The sequence below is a fragment of the Serratia sp. MMO-28 genome (assembly GCF_037199905.1).
GTDB classification, from domain to species: Bacteria; Pseudomonadota; Gammaproteobacteria; order Enterobacterales; family Enterobacteriaceae; genus Chania; species Chania oryzae.
Window position 1 is genome coordinate 295,074 of sequence record NZ_JBBCVB010000001.1, and the last position, 19,424, is coordinate 314,497.

The 19,424-nt window shown below is 55.3% G+C and carries 10 protein-coding genes and 3 tRNA genes; 7 read left to right on the plus strand and 6 right to left on the minus strand.

The genetic code is table 11. From position 1 onward, the window contains the following. Nucleotides 1-13 precede the first annotated feature (13 nt). The 4 genes from recC (at nucleotide 14) to recD (ending at nucleotide 11,894) form a co-directional block, all read left to right on the plus strand. Entirely contained in the window at nucleotides 14-3,385 is a 3,372-nt protein-coding gene (gene recC / locus WG891_RS01340) for an exodeoxyribonuclease V subunit gamma (RefSeq protein ID WP_337261307.1), read from the plus strand. A gap of 231 nt (nucleotides 3,386-3,616) precedes the next feature. Beyond that, a complete protein-coding gene (gene ptrA, locus WG891_RS01345) occupies nucleotides 3,617-6,508 on the plus strand; it encodes a pitrilysin (protein ID WP_337261360.1) in 2,892 nt (963 codons plus the stop codon). After that, nucleotides 6,505-10,053, plus strand: a complete 3,549-nt coding sequence (recB, locus tag WG891_RS01350) for an exodeoxyribonuclease V subunit beta (protein WP_337261308.1) — start codon at nucleotides 6,505-6,507, stop codon at nucleotides 10,051-10,053. The genes ptrA and recB overlap by 4 nt, the downstream gene beginning before the upstream one ends. Continuing rightward, the gene (gene recD, locus WG891_RS01355; protein WP_337261309.1) at nucleotides 10,050-11,894 is read left to right on the plus strand and encodes an exodeoxyribonuclease V subunit alpha; all 1,845 of its coding nucleotides are present in this window, start codon (nucleotides 10,050-10,052) and stop codon (nucleotides 11,892-11,894) included. Before recB ends, recD begins: the two co-directional genes overlap by 4 nt. 29 nt (nucleotides 11,895-11,923) lie before the next feature. Here recD and argA read toward each other — a convergent pair whose 3' ends face one another. After that, a complete protein-coding gene (argA, locus tag WG891_RS01360) occupies nucleotides 11,924-13,249 on the minus strand; it encodes an amino-acid N-acetyltransferase (RefSeq protein WP_337261310.1) in 1,326 nt (441 codons plus the stop codon). A 355-nt stretch (nucleotides 13,250-13,604) separates the two neighbouring features. On the opposite strand from argA, the gene amiC reads away from it, so the two are divergent. Then, the gene (amiC, locus tag WG891_RS01365) at nucleotides 13,605-14,855 is read left to right on the plus strand and encodes an N-acetylmuramoyl-L-alanine amidase AmiC (protein ID WP_337261311.1); all 1,251 of its coding nucleotides are present in this window, start codon (nucleotides 13,605-13,607) and stop codon (nucleotides 14,853-14,855) included. 92 nt (nucleotides 14,856-14,947) lie between these two features. Here amiC and WG891_RS01370 read toward each other — a convergent pair. The 3 genes from WG891_RS01370 to WG891_RS01380 all read right to left on the minus strand — a co-directional run bounded on the left by WG891_RS01370 (nucleotide 14,948) and on the right by WG891_RS01380 (nucleotide 15,307). Then, nucleotides 14,948-15,024: transfer RNA gene (locus tag WG891_RS01370), tRNA-Met, on the minus strand. Nucleotides 15,025-15,087: 63 nt separating this feature from the next. Then, nucleotides 15,088-15,164: transfer RNA gene (locus WG891_RS01375), tRNA-Met, on the minus strand. Between the two features lie 66 nt (nucleotides 15,165-15,230). After that, a tRNA-Met gene (locus WG891_RS01380) sits at nucleotides 15,231-15,307 on the minus strand. Between the two features lie 215 nt (nucleotides 15,308-15,522). Here WG891_RS01380 and mltA point away from each other — a divergent pair. Then, entirely contained in the window at nucleotides 15,523-16,668 is a 1,146-nt protein-coding gene (mltA, locus tag WG891_RS01385) for a murein transglycosylase A (protein WP_076943670.1), read from the plus strand. Between the two features lie 78 nt (nucleotides 16,669-16,746). After that, complete coding sequence (gene tcdA / locus WG891_RS01390; protein WP_076943671.1) at nucleotides 16,747-17,553, plus strand: tRNA cyclic N6-threonylcarbamoyladenosine(37) synthase TcdA; 807 nt, start codon at nucleotides 16,747-16,749, stop codon at nucleotides 17,551-17,553. Here tcdA and csdE read toward each other — a convergent pair. Then, entirely contained in the window at nucleotides 17,544-17,978 is a 435-nt protein-coding gene (gene csdE / locus WG891_RS01395) for a cysteine desulfurase sulfur acceptor subunit CsdE (protein WP_337261361.1), read from the minus strand. The genes tcdA and csdE overlap by 10 nt on opposite strands. Nucleotides 17,979-17,985: 7 nt before the next feature. Next, nucleotides 17,986-19,191, minus strand: a complete 1,206-nt coding sequence (gene csdA / locus WG891_RS01400) for a cysteine desulfurase CsdA (protein WP_337261312.1) — start codon at nucleotides 19,189-19,191, stop codon at nucleotides 17,986-17,988. Between the last annotated feature and the right edge of the window lie 233 nt (nucleotides 19,192-19,424).

Here is a 19,424-nt window from a genome sequence, read left to right on the forward strand (position 1 = left end):
TTAAAGGAGCAGCATGTTTAGGGTTTATCACTCCAATCAGTTGGACTTACTGAAAACGCTGACCAGTACGTTGATAACCAGAGAGCCCTTGGCCGATCCTTTTCAGCAGGAAGTGGTGCTGGTACAAAGCCCCGGTATGGCGCAGTGGCTGCAAATGCAACTGGCAGAACAGTTGGGGATCGCGGCGAATATCACTTTCCCTCTGCCCGCAACCTTTATCTGGGATATGTTCACCAAGGTTTTACCGGGGATCCCCAAAGAGAGCGCCTTCAGCAAAGATGCCATGACCTGGAAACTGATGTGGCTGCTGCCAGAGATGCTGGTGCAGCCCGAGTTTGCACCCTTGCAGCATTACCTGACTGATGATGGCGATAAGCGCAAGATCCACCAGCTTGCTGGCAGAGTGGCAGATCTGTTTGACCAGTACCTGGTTTATCGCCCGCAGTGGCTGGAAAGCTGGCAGCGCCAAGAGCTTGTTGAAGGTTTGGCGGAGGCCCAGCAATGGCAGGCAGCCTTGTGGCGCAGATTGGTTGAGTACACGGATGAACTGGGGCAGGCTGAGTGGCACCGCGCCAATTTATATCGGCGCTTTATCAGCGCGTTGGAAAATGCTGAACAATGCCCGGCCGGTTTGCCACCCCGCGTGTTTATCTGCGGTATCTCAGCTTTGCCACCGGTCTATCTGGAAGCACTACAGGCGCTTGGCAAGCATATTGATATCCACCTGATGTTTACCAACCCCTGCCGTTATTACTGGGGGGATATTCAGGATTATGCGTTCCTTGCCCGCCTGCAAAGCCGCAAACGCCGCCACTACCATCAGGCGCGGGAACAAGGGTTATTCCGCCAGCCAGAGCAGGCTGCACAGTTGTTTGATGCCGAAGGTGAGCAGCAACTGAGTAATCCGCTGCTCGCTTCATGGGGCAAACTGGGGCGTGACCATCTGTATTTGCTGTCGCAGATGGATACCGTGCAGGAAATTGATGCTTTTGTCGATATTCCACCAGACGGCCTGCTGCACGCCATCCAGCACGACATGCTGGAGCTGGAAGACCACGCGGTGATCGGCACCACGTTGGAAACCTTTGAATACAGCGGCCATAAACGCCTGTTGGATCCGCAGGATCGTTCGATCAGCCTGCACGCCTGCCACAGCCCGCAGCGTGAAGTTGAAGTGTTGCACGATCACCTGCTGGCTATGCTGACCGAAGATCCGCAACTGACTGCGCGCGATATCATCGTGATGGTGGCGGATATCGACAGCTATACCCCCTATATTCAGGCCGTTTTCGGCAATGCCTCTGCCGAGCGCTATCTGCCGTTTGCCATCTCCGATCGCAAAGCCCGCCAGGCGCATCCTGCTTTACAGGCTGTTATCTCATTGCTCGATCTGCCGCAGAGCCGTTTTACTTCCGAGCAGGTGTTGGCACTGCTGGAGGTGCCAGCATTGGCGGCCCGTTTTTCGATTCAGGAAGAGGGGTTGCGCCTGCTGCGCCATTGGGTGGGGGAGGCCGGTGTGCGTTGGGGGCTGGATGATGACAACGTGCGTGAACTGGCATTGCCAGCAACCGGCCAACACACCTGGCGGTTTGGCATTACCCGCATGCTGTTGGGATATGCGATGGACAGTAACGCAGGTGATTGGCAAGGCGTGCTGCCGTATGACGAATCGAGCGGATTGGTTGCCGAACTGGCCGGGCAACTGGCCGATCTGCTGTCTCAGCTCAGTGACTGGCGAAAGATCCTGAGTGAAGAGCGCTCGTTGAGCGAATGGTTACCCCTGTGCCGGCGCTTGCTTGATAGCTTCTTCCAAACCGACAGAGAAACAGAAGAAGCACTAGCACGCATTGAAGAGGACTGGCTAAAGATTATCGGTTACGGGTTGTCGGCACGCTATCCCGATACGGTGCCGTTGACGCTGCTGCGTAATGAACTGGCGGCCCGGCTCGATCAACAACGTATTAGCCAACGTTTTCTGGCCGGGCAGATCAACTTCTGTACCCTGATGCCGATGCGTTCCATTCCGTTCAAGGTGGTTTGCCTGTTGGGGATGAACGATGGGGTTTATCCACGCACCCTGCCGCCGTTGGGGTTTGACCTGATGGCTCAACAGGTGAAGCGTGGCGATCGCAGCCGCCGTGACGATGACCGCTATCTGTTCCTTGAGGCGATCCTTTCAGCCCAGCAACGGCTTTACATCAGCTTTATCGGCCGTTCGATCCAGGATAACAGCGCACGCTATCCTTCGGTGCTGGTGACCGAACTGCTGGAATATCTGGAGCAGAGCTATTGTTTGCCGGGTGATGAAGCCTGCGATGCCGATGCCAGTGCGCACCGGGTGGGGGAACATTTGCTTAAGTGGCACAGCCGGATGCCGTTTGCTGCCGAAAACTTCCAGCCAGGGAGTGAAACACAAAGTTATGCTGCAGAGTGGCTGCCCGCGGCAGATGGCCGTGGGGCGGCCTATCCGGCATTTAATCAGCCGCTGCAGGTTGAAGATAACGTACCGATCTCGCTGGATGAGTTGCTGCGTTTTTACCGCCATCCAATACGAGCGTTTTTCCAGCTCCGTCTTGGCGTTAACTTTATGCTGGAAGAGATCGACCTGCCGGAAGAAGAGCCTTTTACTCTGGATAACCTCAGCCGCTATCAATTTAACAGCCAACTGCTGAATACCCTGATAGAGCAAGAGGATACAGCGCGGTTATTCCAGCGGGTACGCGCTGCCGGCGCTTTACCCTATGGGGCATTTGGCGAGATCTACTGGCAAACGCAGCAGGAAGAGATGCATGAACTGGCAGAACGGGTGCGCAGTGAGCGGCAGGAAAACAACAGCCTGGAACTGGATATTGAGGTTGCAGGCACGCGTATCAGCGGCTGGTTGCATCAAGTTCAACAGGATGGCCTGCTGCGTTGGCGGCCTGCCACGCTTTCAGCCGTAGACGGTATTTTGCTTTGGTTGGAGCACCTGGTGTATTGCTGCGCCGGTGGTACGGGAACCAGCCGCATGTTCGGGCGCAAGGACTCCACCTGGCGCTTTGCAGCGCTTTCCGCCGAAGAGGCCCATGATCGTTTGGTGGAGTTGGTTGCCGGTTATCAGCGTGGGTTATCACAGCCTTTGATGCTGCTGAACAAAAGCGGTTGGGCTTGGTTGAGCCAGTGTTACCAGGCGGAAACGCAGCAGATTGATTGGGCTGAAGAAGTGCAAATCAAAGCGCGCGCCAAGCTGTTGCAAACCTGGCAGGGGGATCAGCGGATACCGGGAGAAGGGGCCGATCCCTATATCCAGCGCGTTTTCCGGCAGATGGATAACAACTATCTTGATCAAATTCTCTGCGAAACAGAACGTTACCTGCTACCGCTGGCGCGTAATAACCTCGGATGATAATCCTTGGGTGGTACTGGTGCAGTGGAGATGATAAAAAATAGCTGAGTTTATATTCAACCATTAGGGTTGTTTCCGGTCTTACATGGCGTACAGGCATAGACTCGCCGTCTTTTAGGCCGTGTAACATGAAATTTATTGGGCATCACTTTTCGTTGTGTTGTTTTGCAGAGTGTCGTTAGCGTCAAGGGAGTTGGCGTAATGGCAAAAGAATAGGGGTTTATTTTGGATATGCGTAAACAGTTGGCCCGCATTACCGGGTTAGTGTTGTTGGTTATGTTTTGGGTACCGTTAAGCTGGGCCACTCAAGGATGGCAACCGCTGGCGGAAAAGATCCACAAAAGCGAGCACGATCCGCGCCATTACCAGGCCATCAAATTGGCGAATGGGATGACGGTGCTGCTGGTTTCCGACGCGCAGGCCCCCAAATCACTGGCAGCGCTGGCGTTACCGGTCGGGTCGCTGGAAAACCCAGCCAGCCAGCTTGGATTGGCTCATTACCTTGAGCATATGGTCTTGATGGGATCCAAACGCTATCCAGAAGCGGAAAATCTTGCTGAATTCCTGAAAAAACACGGCGGTAGCCACAATGCGAGCACTGCGTCTTACCGCACCGCGTATTATCTGGAGGTGGAGAATAACGCATTGGAGCCCGCGGTGGATCGTATGGCCGATGCCATTGCCGAACCGCTGTTGGATCCGGTGAATGCCGATCGTGAACGCAATGCGGTGAATGCTGAATTGACGATGGCACGTTCTCGCGACGGCATGCGTATGGCCCAGGTTGGCGCCGAAACGCTGAACCCTGAGCACCCCAGTGCCCGTTTTGCCGGTGGTAATCTTGAGACTCTGAAGGACAAGCCAGGCAGTAAATTGCACGATGAACTGACCCGTTTTTACCAGCGCTATTATTCTGCCAACCTGATGATGGGGGTGTTATACAGCAACCAGCCATTGGCGGAAATGGCGGAGCTGGCCGCCAGAACCTTTGGCCGTATACCGAATCGTGAGGCGCAGGTGCCGCCGATCACCGTTCCTGCTGTCACCCCTGAGCAGCAGGGCATCATTATTCATTACGTGCCCGCGCAGCCGCGTAAACAATTGAAAGTTGAGTTTCGCATTGACAATAACAGCGCGGAATTTCGCAGTAAAACCGATACCTATATCAGCTACCTGATTGGTAACCGCAGCAAGAATACGCTTTCAGATTGGTTGCAGAAACAGGGGCTGGCCGATGCGATCAACGCCGGTGCCGATCCCATGGTGGACCGCAACGGGGGGATTTTCTCCATTAGCGTTTCGCTGACTGACAAAGGTCTGCAGGAGCGTGACAAGGTGGTTGCGGCCATCTTCAGCTATCTGAGTATGTTGCGCAGCGAAGGGATCAAACACAGCTATTTTGATGAGATTGCCAATGTTCTGAATCTGGATTTCCGCTATCCGTCGATTACCCGCAATATGGATTATATCGAGTGGTTGGTGGATACCATGCTGCGTGTGCCGATCGAGCATACGCTGGATGCCCCGTATCTGGCGGATCGTTTTGATCCGAAAGCGATAGCAGAGCGTTTGGACCAGATGACGCCGCAGAATGCGCGTATCTGGTTTATCAGCCCGGACGAAAAGCATAACAAGACGGCTTACTTCGTTGAAGCCCCTTATCAGGTGGATAAAATTACGCCGGAGCGTTTCGAAAAGTGGCAGCGCTTGAGCCAAGGGATCGCGCTGTCTCTGCCAACGTTGAACCCCTATATCCCAGATGATTTTACTCTGAACGCTCCGTTGCATGAATTTACCAAGCCGGAAATGGTGGTGAATCAGCCGGGCCTGCGCGTGTTGTATATGCCGAGCCGTTACTTTGCCGATGAGCCCAAGGCCGATGTCACCGTGGCCTTACGCAATCCCAAAACCATGGATTCTGCGCGTAATCAGGTGCTGTTTTCCCTGATGGATTATTTGGCTGGTCTGTCGCTCGATCAGTTGAGCTATCAGGCCTCCGTTGGTGGGCTGAGTTTCTCTACTTCGCCAAACAACGGCCTGATGTTTAATGCCAGCGGCTTTACCCAGCGTTTACCGCAGTTGCTGACCTCGCTGATTCAAGGTTATTCCAGCTTCACGCCAACGGAAGAACAGCTGGCGCAGGCTAAATCCTGGTATCTGGAGCAGTTGGATGCAGCCGAGAAGGGCAAAGCGTTTGAATTGGCGATCCAACCGGTGCAGATGCTTTCGCGCGTGCCGTATACCGAGCGCAGTGAACGGCGGGAAGTGCTGAAAACGCTGACGCTGAAGGATGTGCTGACCTACCGCGACAGCTTGATGACTGAAGCCACGCCAGAACTGCTGGTGGTCGGCAACATGAGCAAACAGCAGGTAGATACGCTGGCCTCTACGCTGAAACAGCACCTGGGTTGTACCGGTGTCACCTGGTGGCATGGTGAAAATGTGGTGGTTGCCAAGAATCAGTTGGCAAATCTGCAACGCCCTGGCAGCAGCACCGACTCGGCGCTGGCGGCGGTATATGTGCCTATCGGTTACGATGAAGTAGCCAGCATGGCTTATAGCTCGTTGCTGGGGCAGATCATCCAGCCTTGGTTCTACAGCCAGTTGCGCACCCAGGAGCAGCTCGGTTATGCCGTGTTCGCTTTTGCCACCTCGGTCGGCCGTCAGTGGGGGGTTGGCTTCCTGCTGCAAAGCAACAGCAAGCAGCCCGATCATCTCTATCAGCGTTATCAGGATTTCTATCCCAAGGCTGAAAAACGTTTGCGTGAGATGAGTGAGGCTGATTTCGCCCAGTACAAGCAGGCAATGATCAATGAACTGAAACAGCGGCCACAAACTTTGTCCGAGGAGGCGGGGCGCTTCAGTAATGATTTTGATCGCGGTAATTTCGCCTTCGATACCCGTCAGAAGCTGATTGAACAGATCGCGGCACTGACGCCGGCCAAATTGGCGGACTATTTCCATCAGGCGGTTATTCAGCCGCAAGGGTTGGCCGTGTTGTCACAGGTGAGTGGCAGCAGCCAGGAAAAGGCCGATTTTGCCGTGCCGGGTGAAGGCTGGGTGACTTACCCTAATACCTCCACTCTGCAACAAACGCTGCCACGTCAGGTGACGACACCATGACGACCGTTGTTCCCCAGAGGCTTGATGCGCTGACGTTACCGCTGTTTGGTGAGCGGCTGATCGAAGCTTCGGCAGGAACCGGCAAAACCTTTACCATTGGGGCGCTTTATCTGCGTTTGCTGCTTGGCCTGGGCCAGGCAGCGGCTTTTCATCGCCCTCTGACGGTAGAAGAAATTCTGGTGGTGACCTTTACCGAGGCGGCTACCGAGGAGTTGCGTGGCCGCATCCGCAGCAATATTCATGCATTGCGAATTGCCTGCGTGCGCGGGCGAAGTGACGATCCGCTATTTTCTTCACTGATGGCAGAAATTGGCGATCTGTCTGATGCGGCAGCGCAACTGCTGGCGGCAGAACGGCAGATGGACGAAGCGGCGATCTACACCATTCACGGCTTCTGTCAGCGAATGCTCACTCACAATGCCTTCGAGTCCGGCATGTTGTTTGAACAAACGCTGATACAGGATGAGCTACCGCTGCGCCGCCAGGCCTGCGCGGATTTCTGGCGGCGTCATTGCTACCCTTTGCCGTTGAACGTGGCAAGAGCCGTAAGCCAGGAGTGGAGCGGCCCGGAGGCGTTATTAAGCGATCTTGCCGGTTATTTGCAGGGGGAAGCCCCGGCATTGCGTCAGCCGCCGAGAGATGATGAAACGCTCTTGGTGCGCCATGAACAGATAGTGGCACGTATTGATGCCATCAAAACGCTGTGGCAGGCCAATGCGGGGGAACTGGAGGCGTTCATCAGCCAGTCGGGTGTCGATAAGCGCAGCTATAGCAGTAAACACTTGCCCAATTGGCTGAATAAGGTCGGTGAATGGGCCGGGCAGGTCACGCAGGATTATCAGTTGCCTAAAGAGTTGGAGAAATTCCGTCAGTCAGTATTGCTGGAGAAAACCAAAAAAGGGGAAGCGCCACGCCACACGCTGTTTGTGGCGATTGATGAACTGTTTGCTGAACCCTTAACGCTGCGCGACCTGATTATGGCTCGTGCATTAAGTGAGATACGCACTTCTATTGCGCAAGAAAAACGTCAGCGTGCCGAGCTGGGGTTTGATGATCTGCTCAGCAAGCTGGACGCGGCGCTGCAAAGTGCCGGTAGTGAACAACTGGCTCAGGCGATTCGCCAGCGTTATCCGGTAGCGATGATCGATGAGTTTCAGGATACCGATCCCCAGCAATACCGTATCTTTCAAAAACTTTATCTTGGCCAGCCAGATTGCGGTTTGCTGCTGATTGGCGACCCCAAACAGGCGATTTACGCTTTCCGCGGCGCGGATATTTTCACCTATATGCGTGCTCGTTCAGAAGTAAGTGCCCACTATACGCTTGAAACCAACTGGCGTTCATCACCGGCGATGGTGGGCAGTGTGAACAAGCTGTTTGCTCAGGTGGAAAACCCTTTTCTGTTCAAACAGATCCCATTTATTGATGTGGCTGCCGCGCAAAAAAATCAGGGGCTGGTGTTTGAATGGCAGAACAAGCCACAACCGGCTATGCAGTTTTGGTTGCAGCAAGGGGAAGGGGTTGGAGTAAGCGATTACCAACAATTGATGGCGCGCTGGTGCGCGATGCAGATCCGCGACTGGCTCAGCGCCGGGCAGGCCGGAGAGGCCTGGTTGGTGCAGGGTGATAAGCGCCGTAGCGTACAGGCGTCGGATATCACTATTCTGGTGCGTAGCCGTGCCGAGGCGGCGTTGGTGCGCGATGCGCTCAGCGCGTTAGCCATTCCCTCGGTTTACCTTTCCAATCGCGACAGCGTATTTGATACACCAGAAGCCAAAGATTTGCTGTGGTTACTGCAGGCGGTGCTGGCACCCGAGCAGGAACGCACTTTGCGCAGCGCAATGGCGACCGGGTTGCTTGGGCTGGATGCGTTGGCGCTGGATAACCTGAATCAGAATGAGCAGGCTTGGGACGCGCTGGTCAACGAGTTTGATGCCTATCGCACCCACTGGCAGCGGCGCGGCGTTTTGCCGATGCTGCGTGAGGTTATGGCCCAGCGTCATCTGGCTGAAAACCTGTTGGCCAGCCCCGGCGGTGAGCGGCGTTTGACGGATGTGATGCATTTAGGCGAACTGTTGCAGGAAGCGGCGGCGCAGCAGGATAGTGAACATGCGTTGGTACGCTGGCTGGCACAACAGATCGCTCAGCCAAATCGCCAATCGGATAATCAGCAACTGCGGCTGGAAAGCGATCGCCATCTGGTGCAGGTGATTACCATCCACAAGTCAAAAGGGCTGGAGTTCGAGCTGGTATGGTTGCCTTTTGTCGGTAACTTCCGCCAACAGCAGCAGGCGTTGTACCACGATCGCCAAACTTTTCAGGCGCTGCTGGATCTCAACGCTGATGATGAGAGCATGGGCTGGGCCGAAGAAGAACGGCTGGCGGAAGACCTGCGCCTGCTGTACGTGGCGCTGACCCGCTCGGTATATCACTGCAGTATCGGTATCGCACCGCTGTTTTTGGGCACGCGCAAAAAACAGGGGGAGACGGATCTGCACCGCAGTGCGCTGGGGTATCTGGTGCAGGGCGGGCAGGCCGGTGATGCCGCCTACCTGAAAGAGTGTCTGCAACGGCTGGCGACGGATGGCATTAGACTCGCTCTGGTGGAGGTGCCCGATCAGCAGCCTTGGCAGCCTCAAACAACGGCAATGGCTGAATTGGCGGCAAAACACTTTTCGCGGCGGATGCAGGATTTCTGGCGCGTGACCAGCTATACCGGGTTGCAGCAGGGGGCGGCAGGCATGCAGGAACTGTTGCCGCGGTTGGACGTTGATGCTGCGGGTGAACAGGCGGCCGAACAGGCACCGCAACTGACCCCGCACACTTTCCCACGTGGTGCAGCGCCAGGAACCTTCTTGCACAGCCTGTTTGAAACCTTGGATTTTACGCAGCTGGTTGATGAAAAAACCTTGTTGGAACAGCTGCAGCAGCAGGGGTTTGAGGAGCGTTGGTTGCCGGTGTTGCAAGAGTGGATGCAGGTGTTGCTGAATACGCCGCTTAATGACAGCGGGGTCGCTCTTTCCGATCTCACTCCGCAATTCAAGCAGGCGGAAATGCAGTTTTACTTGCCGATCAACGGGCTGTTGCAGGCTCAAGATCTGGATCGACTGGTAAAGCGTTACGATCCGCTTTCTGCTCGTTGCCCTGAGCTGAACTTCCAGCAGGTGCAGGGCATGTTGAAAGGCTTTATCGACCTGGTGTTCTGCTGGCAGGGTAAATTCTATCTGCTGGATTACAAATCCAACTGGCTGGGTGAAGACAGCAGTGCTTATACCCAGCAGGCTATGGAACAGGCAATGGCGGAGCATCGCTACGATCTGCAGTATCAGCTTTATACTTTGGCGTTGCACCGCTATTTGGGGCATCGCTTGGCGGATTATGATTACGGCCGCCATTTTGGCGGCGTGATCTATCTGTTTCTACGCGGCGTTGATGCTGAACATCCAAGGAATGGGATTTTTACCTGTCGGCCGGAGGAAGCACTGGTGCAAGGGATGGATCGTCTGTTTAGCGGCACTGCCAGCAGCGTAGAGGAGGGGCAATGATTGAGATCCTGAATCAGGCGCTGATGTTGGGCGCATTGCGCCCGTTGGATGTGCATTTTGCCCAGATTGTTGCCGGTCATGATGAGCCGGAGCTCCTGCTGGCAGCGGCCTGTCTGAGCGCAGAGGCGGGAGCCGGTCACGTTTGCCTGCTGTTGGATCAGTTGTCACCGGAAAACCTGTTCAACGGCCGCCAGCCAGAGCTGGCATTGGCCGCATGGCAGGCCGCGGGGCAACCGGATTTGGCTCGTTGGCAACAACGCCTGGCGTCATCGGCAGCGGTAAGTGATGGCAACTCAGCCACGCCGATGGTGCTGCAGCAGCAACGGCTGTATTTACAGCGCATGTGGCAAAGCGAGGGGGAAGTTGCGGCTTTTATCAGTCGCGATGCGGTGCCACAAGCCGTTGAAGAGGGGCAGCTACGCGCGATCCTCGATCAGCTGTTTGGCGAGGCGGCAGATGAAGCGGACTGGCAGAAGATCGCTGCGGCCGTGGCGGCGACCCGCCGCATTGCCGTTATTTCTGGCGGGCCGGGTACCGGTAAAACTACCACCGTAGCCAAATTACTGGCGGCACTGGTACAACTTGGCGGCGATACGCGCTTGCGTATCCAGCTTGCTGCACCAACGGGTAAAGCGGCGGCACGGTTGACGGAATCATTGGGCACCGCCAGCCGCCAACTCCCTTTGACGCCGGAGCAGCGGGCACTTTTCCCTGTGGAAGCCGCCACTTTGCATCGTCTGCTGGGAGCGCAGCCCAACAGCCAGCGGATGCGCTATCACCGTGGGAATCCGCTGCATCTGGACGTATTGGTGGTGGATGAGGCATCAATGGTGGATTTACCGATGATGGCACGGCTGATTGCCGCTTTGCCACCTGAAGCGCGGGTGATATTCCTCGGTGACCGCGATCAGTTGGCTTCGGTGGAAGCAGGGGCGGTGCTAGGGGATATCTGTCGTTTTGCCGAACAGGGCTACAGCGCAGAGCGAGCCGCGCAGTTGGCTCGCTTGACGGGTTATGCGCTACAGGGGCAGCCTGTGGGGGCTGCCGTGCGCGACAGCCTGTGCCTGCTGCGCAAGAGCTATCGGTTTGATGCCAAATCCGGCATTGGCCAGTTAGCCTTGGCCGTGAATGCGGGGGATGGCAAGCAGGCGATGGCGGCGTTAAATGGCCGCTATGCGGATGTGGCTGGTTATCCACTGGCAGAAACCGAGGATTATCAGCAACTGCTGGATGCCTGTGTGGTGGGATACCGTGATTATCTCAAACGGGTCGCCGCAGGGGCTGATGCTGCGACAGTACTGGAAGCCTTTGGCCGTTTTCAGGTGCTGTGTGCTTTGCGTGAAGGGCCATTTGGCGTCGCCGGGTTGAATGAACGCATTGAAAGCGGGTTGCAGCGCGCGGGGTTGATCCGCCGTAACCCTGGCCCCGCAGGGCGTTGGTATTTGGGGCGGCCGGTGATGATTGGCCGTAACGATAGCGCACTGGGGTTGTTCAACGGTGATATCGGTATCGCCTTGCCCGGTGCTGAAGGTGAGCTGCGGGTGCATTTCCAGCTACCGGACGGCAGTATTAAATCGGTGCAGCCGAGCCGTTTACCGGCACATGAAACCGCGTATGCGATGACGGTGCATAAATCGCAGGGATCGGAGTTTGACCATACGCTGCTGGTGCTGCCGAATCATTATCTGCCAGTGCTGACCCGTGAGCTGGTGTATACCGCCATTACCCGTGCACGCCAGCAGCTTTCACTTTACGCTACGGACAAGGTTTTGCTGAGCGCCATTCGCACCCCGACGCAGCGCCGTAGCGGGCTGGCGGAACGGTTGCAGGCAGGAGAGTAGGGCGCTGTGATACAGCGCCCATAAAACGGTTACAGATCGGCCAGCAGGATCTTTGAACGGCGCTGATAGTTATACAGCGCCTGTTTCTGCATCGGCAGCACGTCCACTTCGGCTGGGGTAAAGCCACGTTCCTGGAACCAGTGAATGCTGCGCGTGGTCAACACAAATAACTTCTGCAAGCCCATTTGCCGCGCCTGGCTTTCCACCCTCTGCAGCAGTAATTCGCCGCGCGACGAGCTGCGGTAATCCGGGTGGACGGCCACGCAGGCCATCTCACCAATTTTTTCTTCTGGGAATGGATAGAGTGCCGCGCAGGCGATCGTCAGGTTATCGCGCTCGATAATCGTAAACTTGTCGATCTCCATCTCCAACTGTTCCCGCGAGCGGCGCACCAGAATACCTTGCTGTTCTAGCGGGCGGATCAGCTCGAGTATCCCGCCGATGTCGTTGATCGTTGCACGGCGCACCTGCTCGGCGCTCTCCATAACGATCTGAGTGCCGATACCGTCACGTGAAAACAGTTCCTGTACCAGCGCTCCGTCTTCCTGATAGCTGATCAGGTGGCTGCGGCGCACGCCACTGCGGCAGGCTTTGACCGCACCGCGCAGGAAGCGCACGGTGCCGGAATAGTAATCGCCGTTTGCTTCCAGTTGTTCAATGCGCTTTTGCGCATCGTTGGGGAACAGCTCGGGCGCGATTTCCCCCTCCGCATTGGTTACCCCCTGCGATGAGCAGAAACCGATCATTTTCTCTGCCTTCAGCTTGATGGCCAGCTGAGTTGCCACTTCTTCTGAGGTCAGATTGAAGCTTTCACCGGTGACAGAAACCGCCACCGGGCCAATCAGTACGATCGCATTGCTGTCGAGCTGGCGATGGATAGCCTCTTCGTCGATGCGGCGAATACGGCCGCTGTGGCAATAGTCAACGCCATCATCTACACCGAGCGGTTGGGCAATGATAAAGTTGCCACTGACCACATTGATGTGCGCCCCTTGCAGCGGCGTATTGTTCAGGCTCATCGAAAGCCGTGCGGTAATATCCAGTTGCAACAACCCTGCGGCCTGTTTGACAAGCTCCAGCGTGTGGGCGTCGGTAACGCGGGTATGCTTGTGGTAAATCGGCTCATAGTTGTGCTGTGCCAGATTGCTGTCAATCTGTGGGCGTGCGCCATACACCACTACCAAACGGATCCCCAAACTGTGCAATAGCCCTATATCGTTGACGATATTGGAGAAATTTGCATGTTCGATGGCTTCACCACCCAGCATGATGACAAACGTCTTGCCGCGGTGAGCATTAATATAGGGAACTGAGTGACGGAATCCTTGGACCAGCTCTGTGCTACGTTCCTTCACGGCAAAACCTCTTTTGCATATTTATACGGTATTTTTGTATTTTTATTCTTTTATTGCCCTGATGGCAAGCAGGAATTTGCGTCGAATTCTTGGCTAACTCAGTTAATTCATTAATAAATTGAAAAAACATAAAAAGATTTCCTGATGACAGCCCCGGATGTATTGGTTAAAGTTTTTGTCATTCTTACTTTTTGGTGTTTTTTTTAACTCGTTATACCCAAAATAATTCGAGTTGTTTGTAGGCGGCAAACGTGTAAATCCCTAGGAGCATAGCGAACTATGTGACTAGGTTGAGCACGTGCAGCCAACACCCAGGCAACTTGAAGTATGAAGGGGATATCATCGCTGGAGCCGTATGCCTAACGCTAATCACAATCTGGGTCGCCGTCGTTTGTTACAAGGGGTGGCCGCAACCTGGTTGCTGAGCGTGAGTCGCGTAGGTTTCGCTGCTGCTTCGCACGTGATTGCCGTTCGTATCTGGCCTTCTTCGACCTACACCCGCGTGACGTTGGAATCCAACGTGCCTCTCAAGTACCAACAGTTTGCATTGAGCGATCCCGATCGTATTGTGATCGACGTTGAAGGTGTTCACCTCAATAGCGTACTTAAAGGGCTGGTTCGGCAGGTACGCAAGGAGGATCCTTACCTGAAGCTGGTGCGCGTTGGCCAGTTTGATAGAAATACCGTCAGATTGGTGTTGGAACTTAAGCAAAGCGTCAGCCCAAATATGTTTACCCTGGCTCCGGTGGCTGAATACCGCAATAGGTTGGTGGTGGATCTCTATCCTACCCAAGGTGGGACGGGGGAAGAGTATGATCCGCTGCTGGCATTGCTGGAGGATTACAACAAAGGGGATCTGGAGCGATCGTTACCGGCGCAAGCCCCCCAGGCCGGTAAGGCGGGGCGCGATCGGCCGATGGTGATCATGCTGGATCCGGGGCATGGTGGCGAAGACCCTGGTGCTATCGGTAAGAATAAAACGCGTGAAAAGGATGTGGTGCTGCAGATTGCGCGCCGTCTCAGCACGCTGATCAAACGTGAGCCGAACATGAAAGTGTTTATGACGCGTAATGAAGACGTGTTTATTCCACTGAAAGTGCGGGTAGCGAAAGCGCGTAAGCAGCGCGCCGATCTGTTTGTTTCCATCCATGCCGATGCGTTTACCAACCGTACTGCGCGAGGCTCTTCGGTTTTCGCCCTGTCGACCAAAGGTGCGACCAGCAATACCGCCAAATTTCTGGCACAGACGCAAAACGCCGCCGATGAGATTGGTGGCGTAAGTAAGAGTGGGGATCGCTATCTGGATCATACGCTGTTTGATTTGCTGCAAACCGCCACCATTAATGACAGCCTTAAATTCGGCAAGGAAGTGCTCAGCCGAATGGGTAAAATTAACCCTTTGCATAAAAAAAGTGTCGATCAGGCCGGTTTTGCCGTGTTAAAGGCCCCGGATATCCCGTCAATCCTGGTTGAAACGGCGTTTATCAGCAACGTTGAGGAAGAGCGCAAACTGCGTACCAGCCATTTTCAACAGCAGGTTGCGGAATCTATTCTGGCAGGGATTAAGGCTTACTTTGCCAACGGTGGAGCGCAGGCTCGCCGTTAAGCCGCAGGCAAGGATGCCTACCTGATAGCGGTTTCACCAATTTTAGAAACAAAAAAACACCCGTTAAGGTGCTTGTTCGCTGTTATCAAGATTGGTTGCGGAGGCCGGATTTGAACCGACGACCTTCGGGTTATGAGCCCGACGAGCTACCAGGCTGCTCCACCCCGCGTCCGTCTTGATACTGGTATTATCGAAACCTACTTTCATATGATACCGCTGGTACAGTATCGGTTGGTTGCGGGGGCCGGATTTGAACCGACGACCTTCGGGTTATGAGCCCGACGAGCTACCAGGCTGCTCCACCCCGCGTCCGTATAATACCTGTTTTTCCATCGAATCCAACCTTTTATCTGATACCGCTGCTGCAGTATCGGTTGGTTGCGGAGGCCGGATTTGAACCGACGACCTTCGGGTTATGAGCCCGACGAGCTACCAGGCTGCTCCACCCCGCGTCCGATGGAAGCGCACTATACTCTCCATGCGTTTTGTTGCAACCCTTTTTGCAAATAATCCCCTTAAAGCCATTTTTATGCTGAATTAGTCCTCAAGTTGGTTTTTTTTTCATCATAGTTACTTGGCGGGGAATTTTAGGCGGCAAAGATTCCTTTATTGGTAGCCGTTTGTTATCGTTCTGGCGATAGAACATATCAGTCTGAGAGAGCTTGTAATGAAAGGACGTTGGGGCAAATATCTGCTGGGTGGATTAGTGATTGCCGTACTGGCGGGGTGTTCATCAAGGCCAACCGACCAGGGGCAGCAATATAAGGATGGCCGTCTGGATCAGGCGTTGGAACTGGTGGATCAACCTAATGCCAGAGGCGTTCCGGTCAATGCCAAAGATTACTCCGATCAGTTGATGCAGATTAAGAATGCTTCTCCCGCTCTGTTTAGCCGCAATACTACTACTTACCAAGCGGTACAAAACTGGATGGCCTCGGGGGCGGACACGCGTCAACTGAGCCAGTTCGGCCTCAGCGCCTACCAGATGGAAGGTATGGACAACTACGGTAACGTTCAGTTTACCGGTTATTACACCCCGGTTGTGCAAGCCCGCTATACCCAACAGGGTGAGTTCCGCTATCCGTTATACCGTATGCCAAACAAAGGCAAACGCCGCTTGCCGGATCGCGCGGCTATTTACTCCGGCGCGCTCGATAGCCGTTACATCATTGCTTACACCAATTCGCTGATGGATAACTTTATGATGGAAGTCCAAGGCAGCGGCTATGTCGATTTTGGTAACGGCCAACCGTTGGTGTTCTTTGGCTATAGCGGCAAAAATGGTCATGCTTATCGCAGTATCGGCAAGGTGCTGATCGATCGTGGCGAAGTCGCTAAAGCTGACATGTCGATGCAGGCTATCCGCCAATGGGCGGAGAATCACAGTGAAGCTGAAGTGCGCGAACTGCTGGAGCAAAACCCTTCCTTCGTGTTCTTCCATCCGCAACCTTTCGCCTTGGTGAAGGGGGCCAGTGCCGTACCGCTGGTGGCCAAAGCGTCGGTGGCATCTGACCGTTCGTTGATCCCCGCAGGTACTACGCTGCTGGCAGAAGTGCCGCTGCTGGACAACCGGGGTAAATTCACGGGAAAATATGAAATGCGTCTGATGGTCGCTCTGGATGTAGGCGGTGCGATTAAAGGCCAGCATTTCGACATGTATCAAGGCATCGGCCCTGAAGCGGGCCATTCGGCGGGTTACTATAACCACTATGGCCGCGTGTGGGTGCTGAAGGGAGCCAGCAGCGGTACGCCGCTGTTCAGCGCTTACCAGCAATCGTCTAATTCGGGCGGTTCCCAACTGGTCACGCGTTGAAAGTAAAGCGCGCAGAGTTTGACCCGCACGGGCCGGATCTTCCGGCCCTTATCATTTGCAAGATTAAGGTAAAGCGAGATGAGTACCCCCTATTCAGAGGCCTATTTGCAGCGTTTTGGCGGCACTGCGCGTTTGTACGGCCAGTCTGCGCTGGCGCTGTTTGCCCAGGCGCACGTTTGCGTGATCGGCATCGGCGGAGTAGGCTCCTGGGCGGCGGAGGCACTGGCCAGAACCGGCATCGGTGCCATCACGTTGATTGATCTGGATGATGTGTGCGTCACCAATACTAATCGTCAGATCCATGCGTTACGCCAGCATGTTGGCCAGTCAAAAACCGAGGTGATGGCGGAGCGCATTCTGGCCATTAACCCGGAGTGCCGGGTCACCTGTGTGGATGACTTCATTACGCCGGACAACGTCGCTGAGTTGCTGAACCACAATTTCAGCTATGTGATTGACGCCATTGACAGCGTGCGGCCAAAGGCGGCGCTGTTGGCCTATTGCCGCCGTTTCAAAATCCCGGTGGTGACGACCGGGGGGGCCGGTGGGCAGATCGATCCGACGCGGATTGAAGTGGCCGATCTGGCAAAGACCATTCAGGATCCGCTGGCGGCGAAGCTGCGTGAAAGGCTGAAAAATGACTTCAACGTGGTGAAAAACAGCAAAGGCAAGCTGGGGATTGACTGTGTGTTTTCCAGCGAACCGCTGGTTTATCCACAGCCGGACGGTACAGTCTGTGCTTCCCGCAGCACGGCGGAAGGGCCGAAGAAGATGGATTGCAGCGCAGGTTTTGGGGCGGCAACCATGGTTACCGCCACCTTCGGCTTCGTTGCCGTTTCACATGCATTGAAAAAGATGGTCGCCAAAGCGGCGCGTCAGGCGTAGCGTGCGGCAATATCTTTGACGGCGGCAGCCAGCGCTTGCAGGCCGCTGGCGCGAGTGGCGCTGAGTTGGCTACGCAGCGTCAGGCGATCGAACAACGCTAAGGGATCCTCAGCCAGGATCTGTTGCGGTGTTTTACCTTCCACGGCGGTCAGCAGGATCGCCAACAGACCACGAACGATACGGCCTTCGCTGTCGCCATAAAAGTGCAATCTACCCTCCTCCAGCATTTGGTGCCCTAGCCAGACTCGATTTTCGCAACCGCTCAGTTCCATTTCCGTTTGCCTGAGCGCTTCCGGCAATGGCGGCAACTGTTTTGCCAGCACGATCAACTGACGATAGCGATCTTCCCACTGTTTCAGCACGTTAAATTTAGCTGTCAGCATCTCGGCGGTAATGTCACTGCCAAAAGGATGGGGGGCAAGCAGGTTCATCTTATTCCGCCAGCAATTCGATGGCGCTTTCCAGCGCGTTGACCAAGGCGTCGACGTCTTCGGGCCGGTTGTAGGGCGCGAAGGAGGCGCGCAGCGTGCCGCTGACCCCCAAGGCGGCCATCAGTGGTTGAGCACAGTGCTGGCCTGCGCGTAGCGCGATGCCTTGTTCGGCCAGAAGAGTGACGATGTCGCTGTGGTGAATCCCGGCAATGTCAAACGCCAACAGGCTGGAGCCGGAGCAGCGGAAACTGCGGAACCCCGGTAAATGAGCCAGGCGCTGTTCGGCACTGTGCGCTAAATCGCGGCTATATTGTTCGGCGGTCAGCATATCTTGGGTGCTTATCCACGCCAGTGCCGCCGCTAGCCCAAGCACACCGGCGATATTGGGGGTACCCGCTTCAAAACAGTGCGGCGGTTGCTGCGCGGTAAAACCGCTGAAAGAAGCCTGCGTCAGCATTTTGCCACCGCCTTGCCATGGGCTCATTTCTGCCAGCAGCGCAGTGTTGCCATACAGTGCACCGATGCCGGTCGGGCCATAGAGTTTGTGCCCTGAGAACGCATAAAAATCGATATTGAGCCGCTGAACGTCCGCCGGGCAGTGGACGATGCCCTGCGCACCGTCGATCATCACCACGGCACCGGCGGCGTGTGCCTGCTCGATCGCCAGAGCCAGGTCCGGGCAACCTCCGGTTACGTTAGACATCTGCCCTAATGCCAGAACCCGCGTTCTGTCATTGAGCAGAGTGGGCAGCAGCGCCAAATCCGGCAACCGATCGCGGCCCAGCGGCAGTTTCACCACCTGAGCACCGGTTTGCTCTGCCACCATCAACCAGGGGATCAGGTTGGCATGGTGTTCAGCTTCGCTAACCAGAATCTGATCGCCAGGCTGCAGCCGCGGGCGGGCATAGCTCTGCGCGACCAGGTTGATCGCTTCCGTCGTGCCGCGAACCCAGACGATGTCGTCCGCTTGCGGAGCATTAATCAACGTCGCCACCTGTTGACGCGCCCGCTCGAAACGGGCCGTCAGATCCTGAGCTGCGCGGTGCTGGCTGCGATGAACCGTGGCGGCATCTGCACTGTAAAAGCGTTGTGTGGCATCGATTACTGCCTGTGGCTTGAGTGCGGTGGCGGCACTGTCCAGATAAATCCCTGCCTGTTTGAGAGCTGGAAACTGCTGGCGGAAATCGGTGGGGTTGAAAGTTGTCATAAGCGGGTTATCACTGGCTGCGTCAGGGCATGATCCTGTCCTATTTTTTCGGCTGAGACAAGTTATCCTGAATAATTCGATTTGCGAGGAATTGCGCAATGACGAGCAAAAAAAAGCACCGCAAATCTTGCGGTGCTGCATAAAATCACTATGGACAGACAGGGTAAATGTACAGGAAGTGAAAAAACAGTAGCTTAGCTACCATGTCTGGATTGCCAGACAATTTGCAAACA

Excerpts from the sequence above, each read along its gene's own strand:
- recD (WP_337261309.1), top strand. The coding sequence starts at position 10,050 with ATGATTGAGATCCTGAATCAGGCGCTGATGTTGGGCGCATTGCGCCCG.
- recC (WP_337261307.1), top strand. The coding sequence starts at position 14 with ATGTTTAGGGTTTATCACTCCAATCAGTTGGACTTACTGAAAACGCTG.
- tcdA (WP_076943671.1), top strand. The coding sequence starts at position 16,747 with ATGAGTACCCCCTATTCAGAGGCCTATTTGCAGCGTTTTGGCGGCACT.
- csdA (WP_337261312.1), bottom strand. The coding sequence starts at position 19,191 with ATGACAACTTTCAACCCCACCGATTTCCGCCAGCAGTTTCCAGCTCTC.
- recB (WP_337261308.1), top strand. The coding sequence starts at position 6,505 with ATGACGACCGTTGTTCCCCAGAGGCTTGATGCGCTGACGTTACCGCTG.
- ptrA (WP_337261360.1), top strand. The coding sequence starts at position 3,617 with ATGCGTAAACAGTTGGCCCGCATTACCGGGTTAGTGTTGTTGGTTATG.
- amiC (WP_337261311.1), top strand. The coding sequence starts at position 13,605 with ATGCCTAACGCTAATCACAATCTGGGTCGCCGTCGTTTGTTACAAGGG.
- mltA (WP_076943670.1), top strand. The coding sequence starts at position 15,523 with ATGAAAGGACGTTGGGGCAAATATCTGCTGGGTGGATTAGTGATTGCC.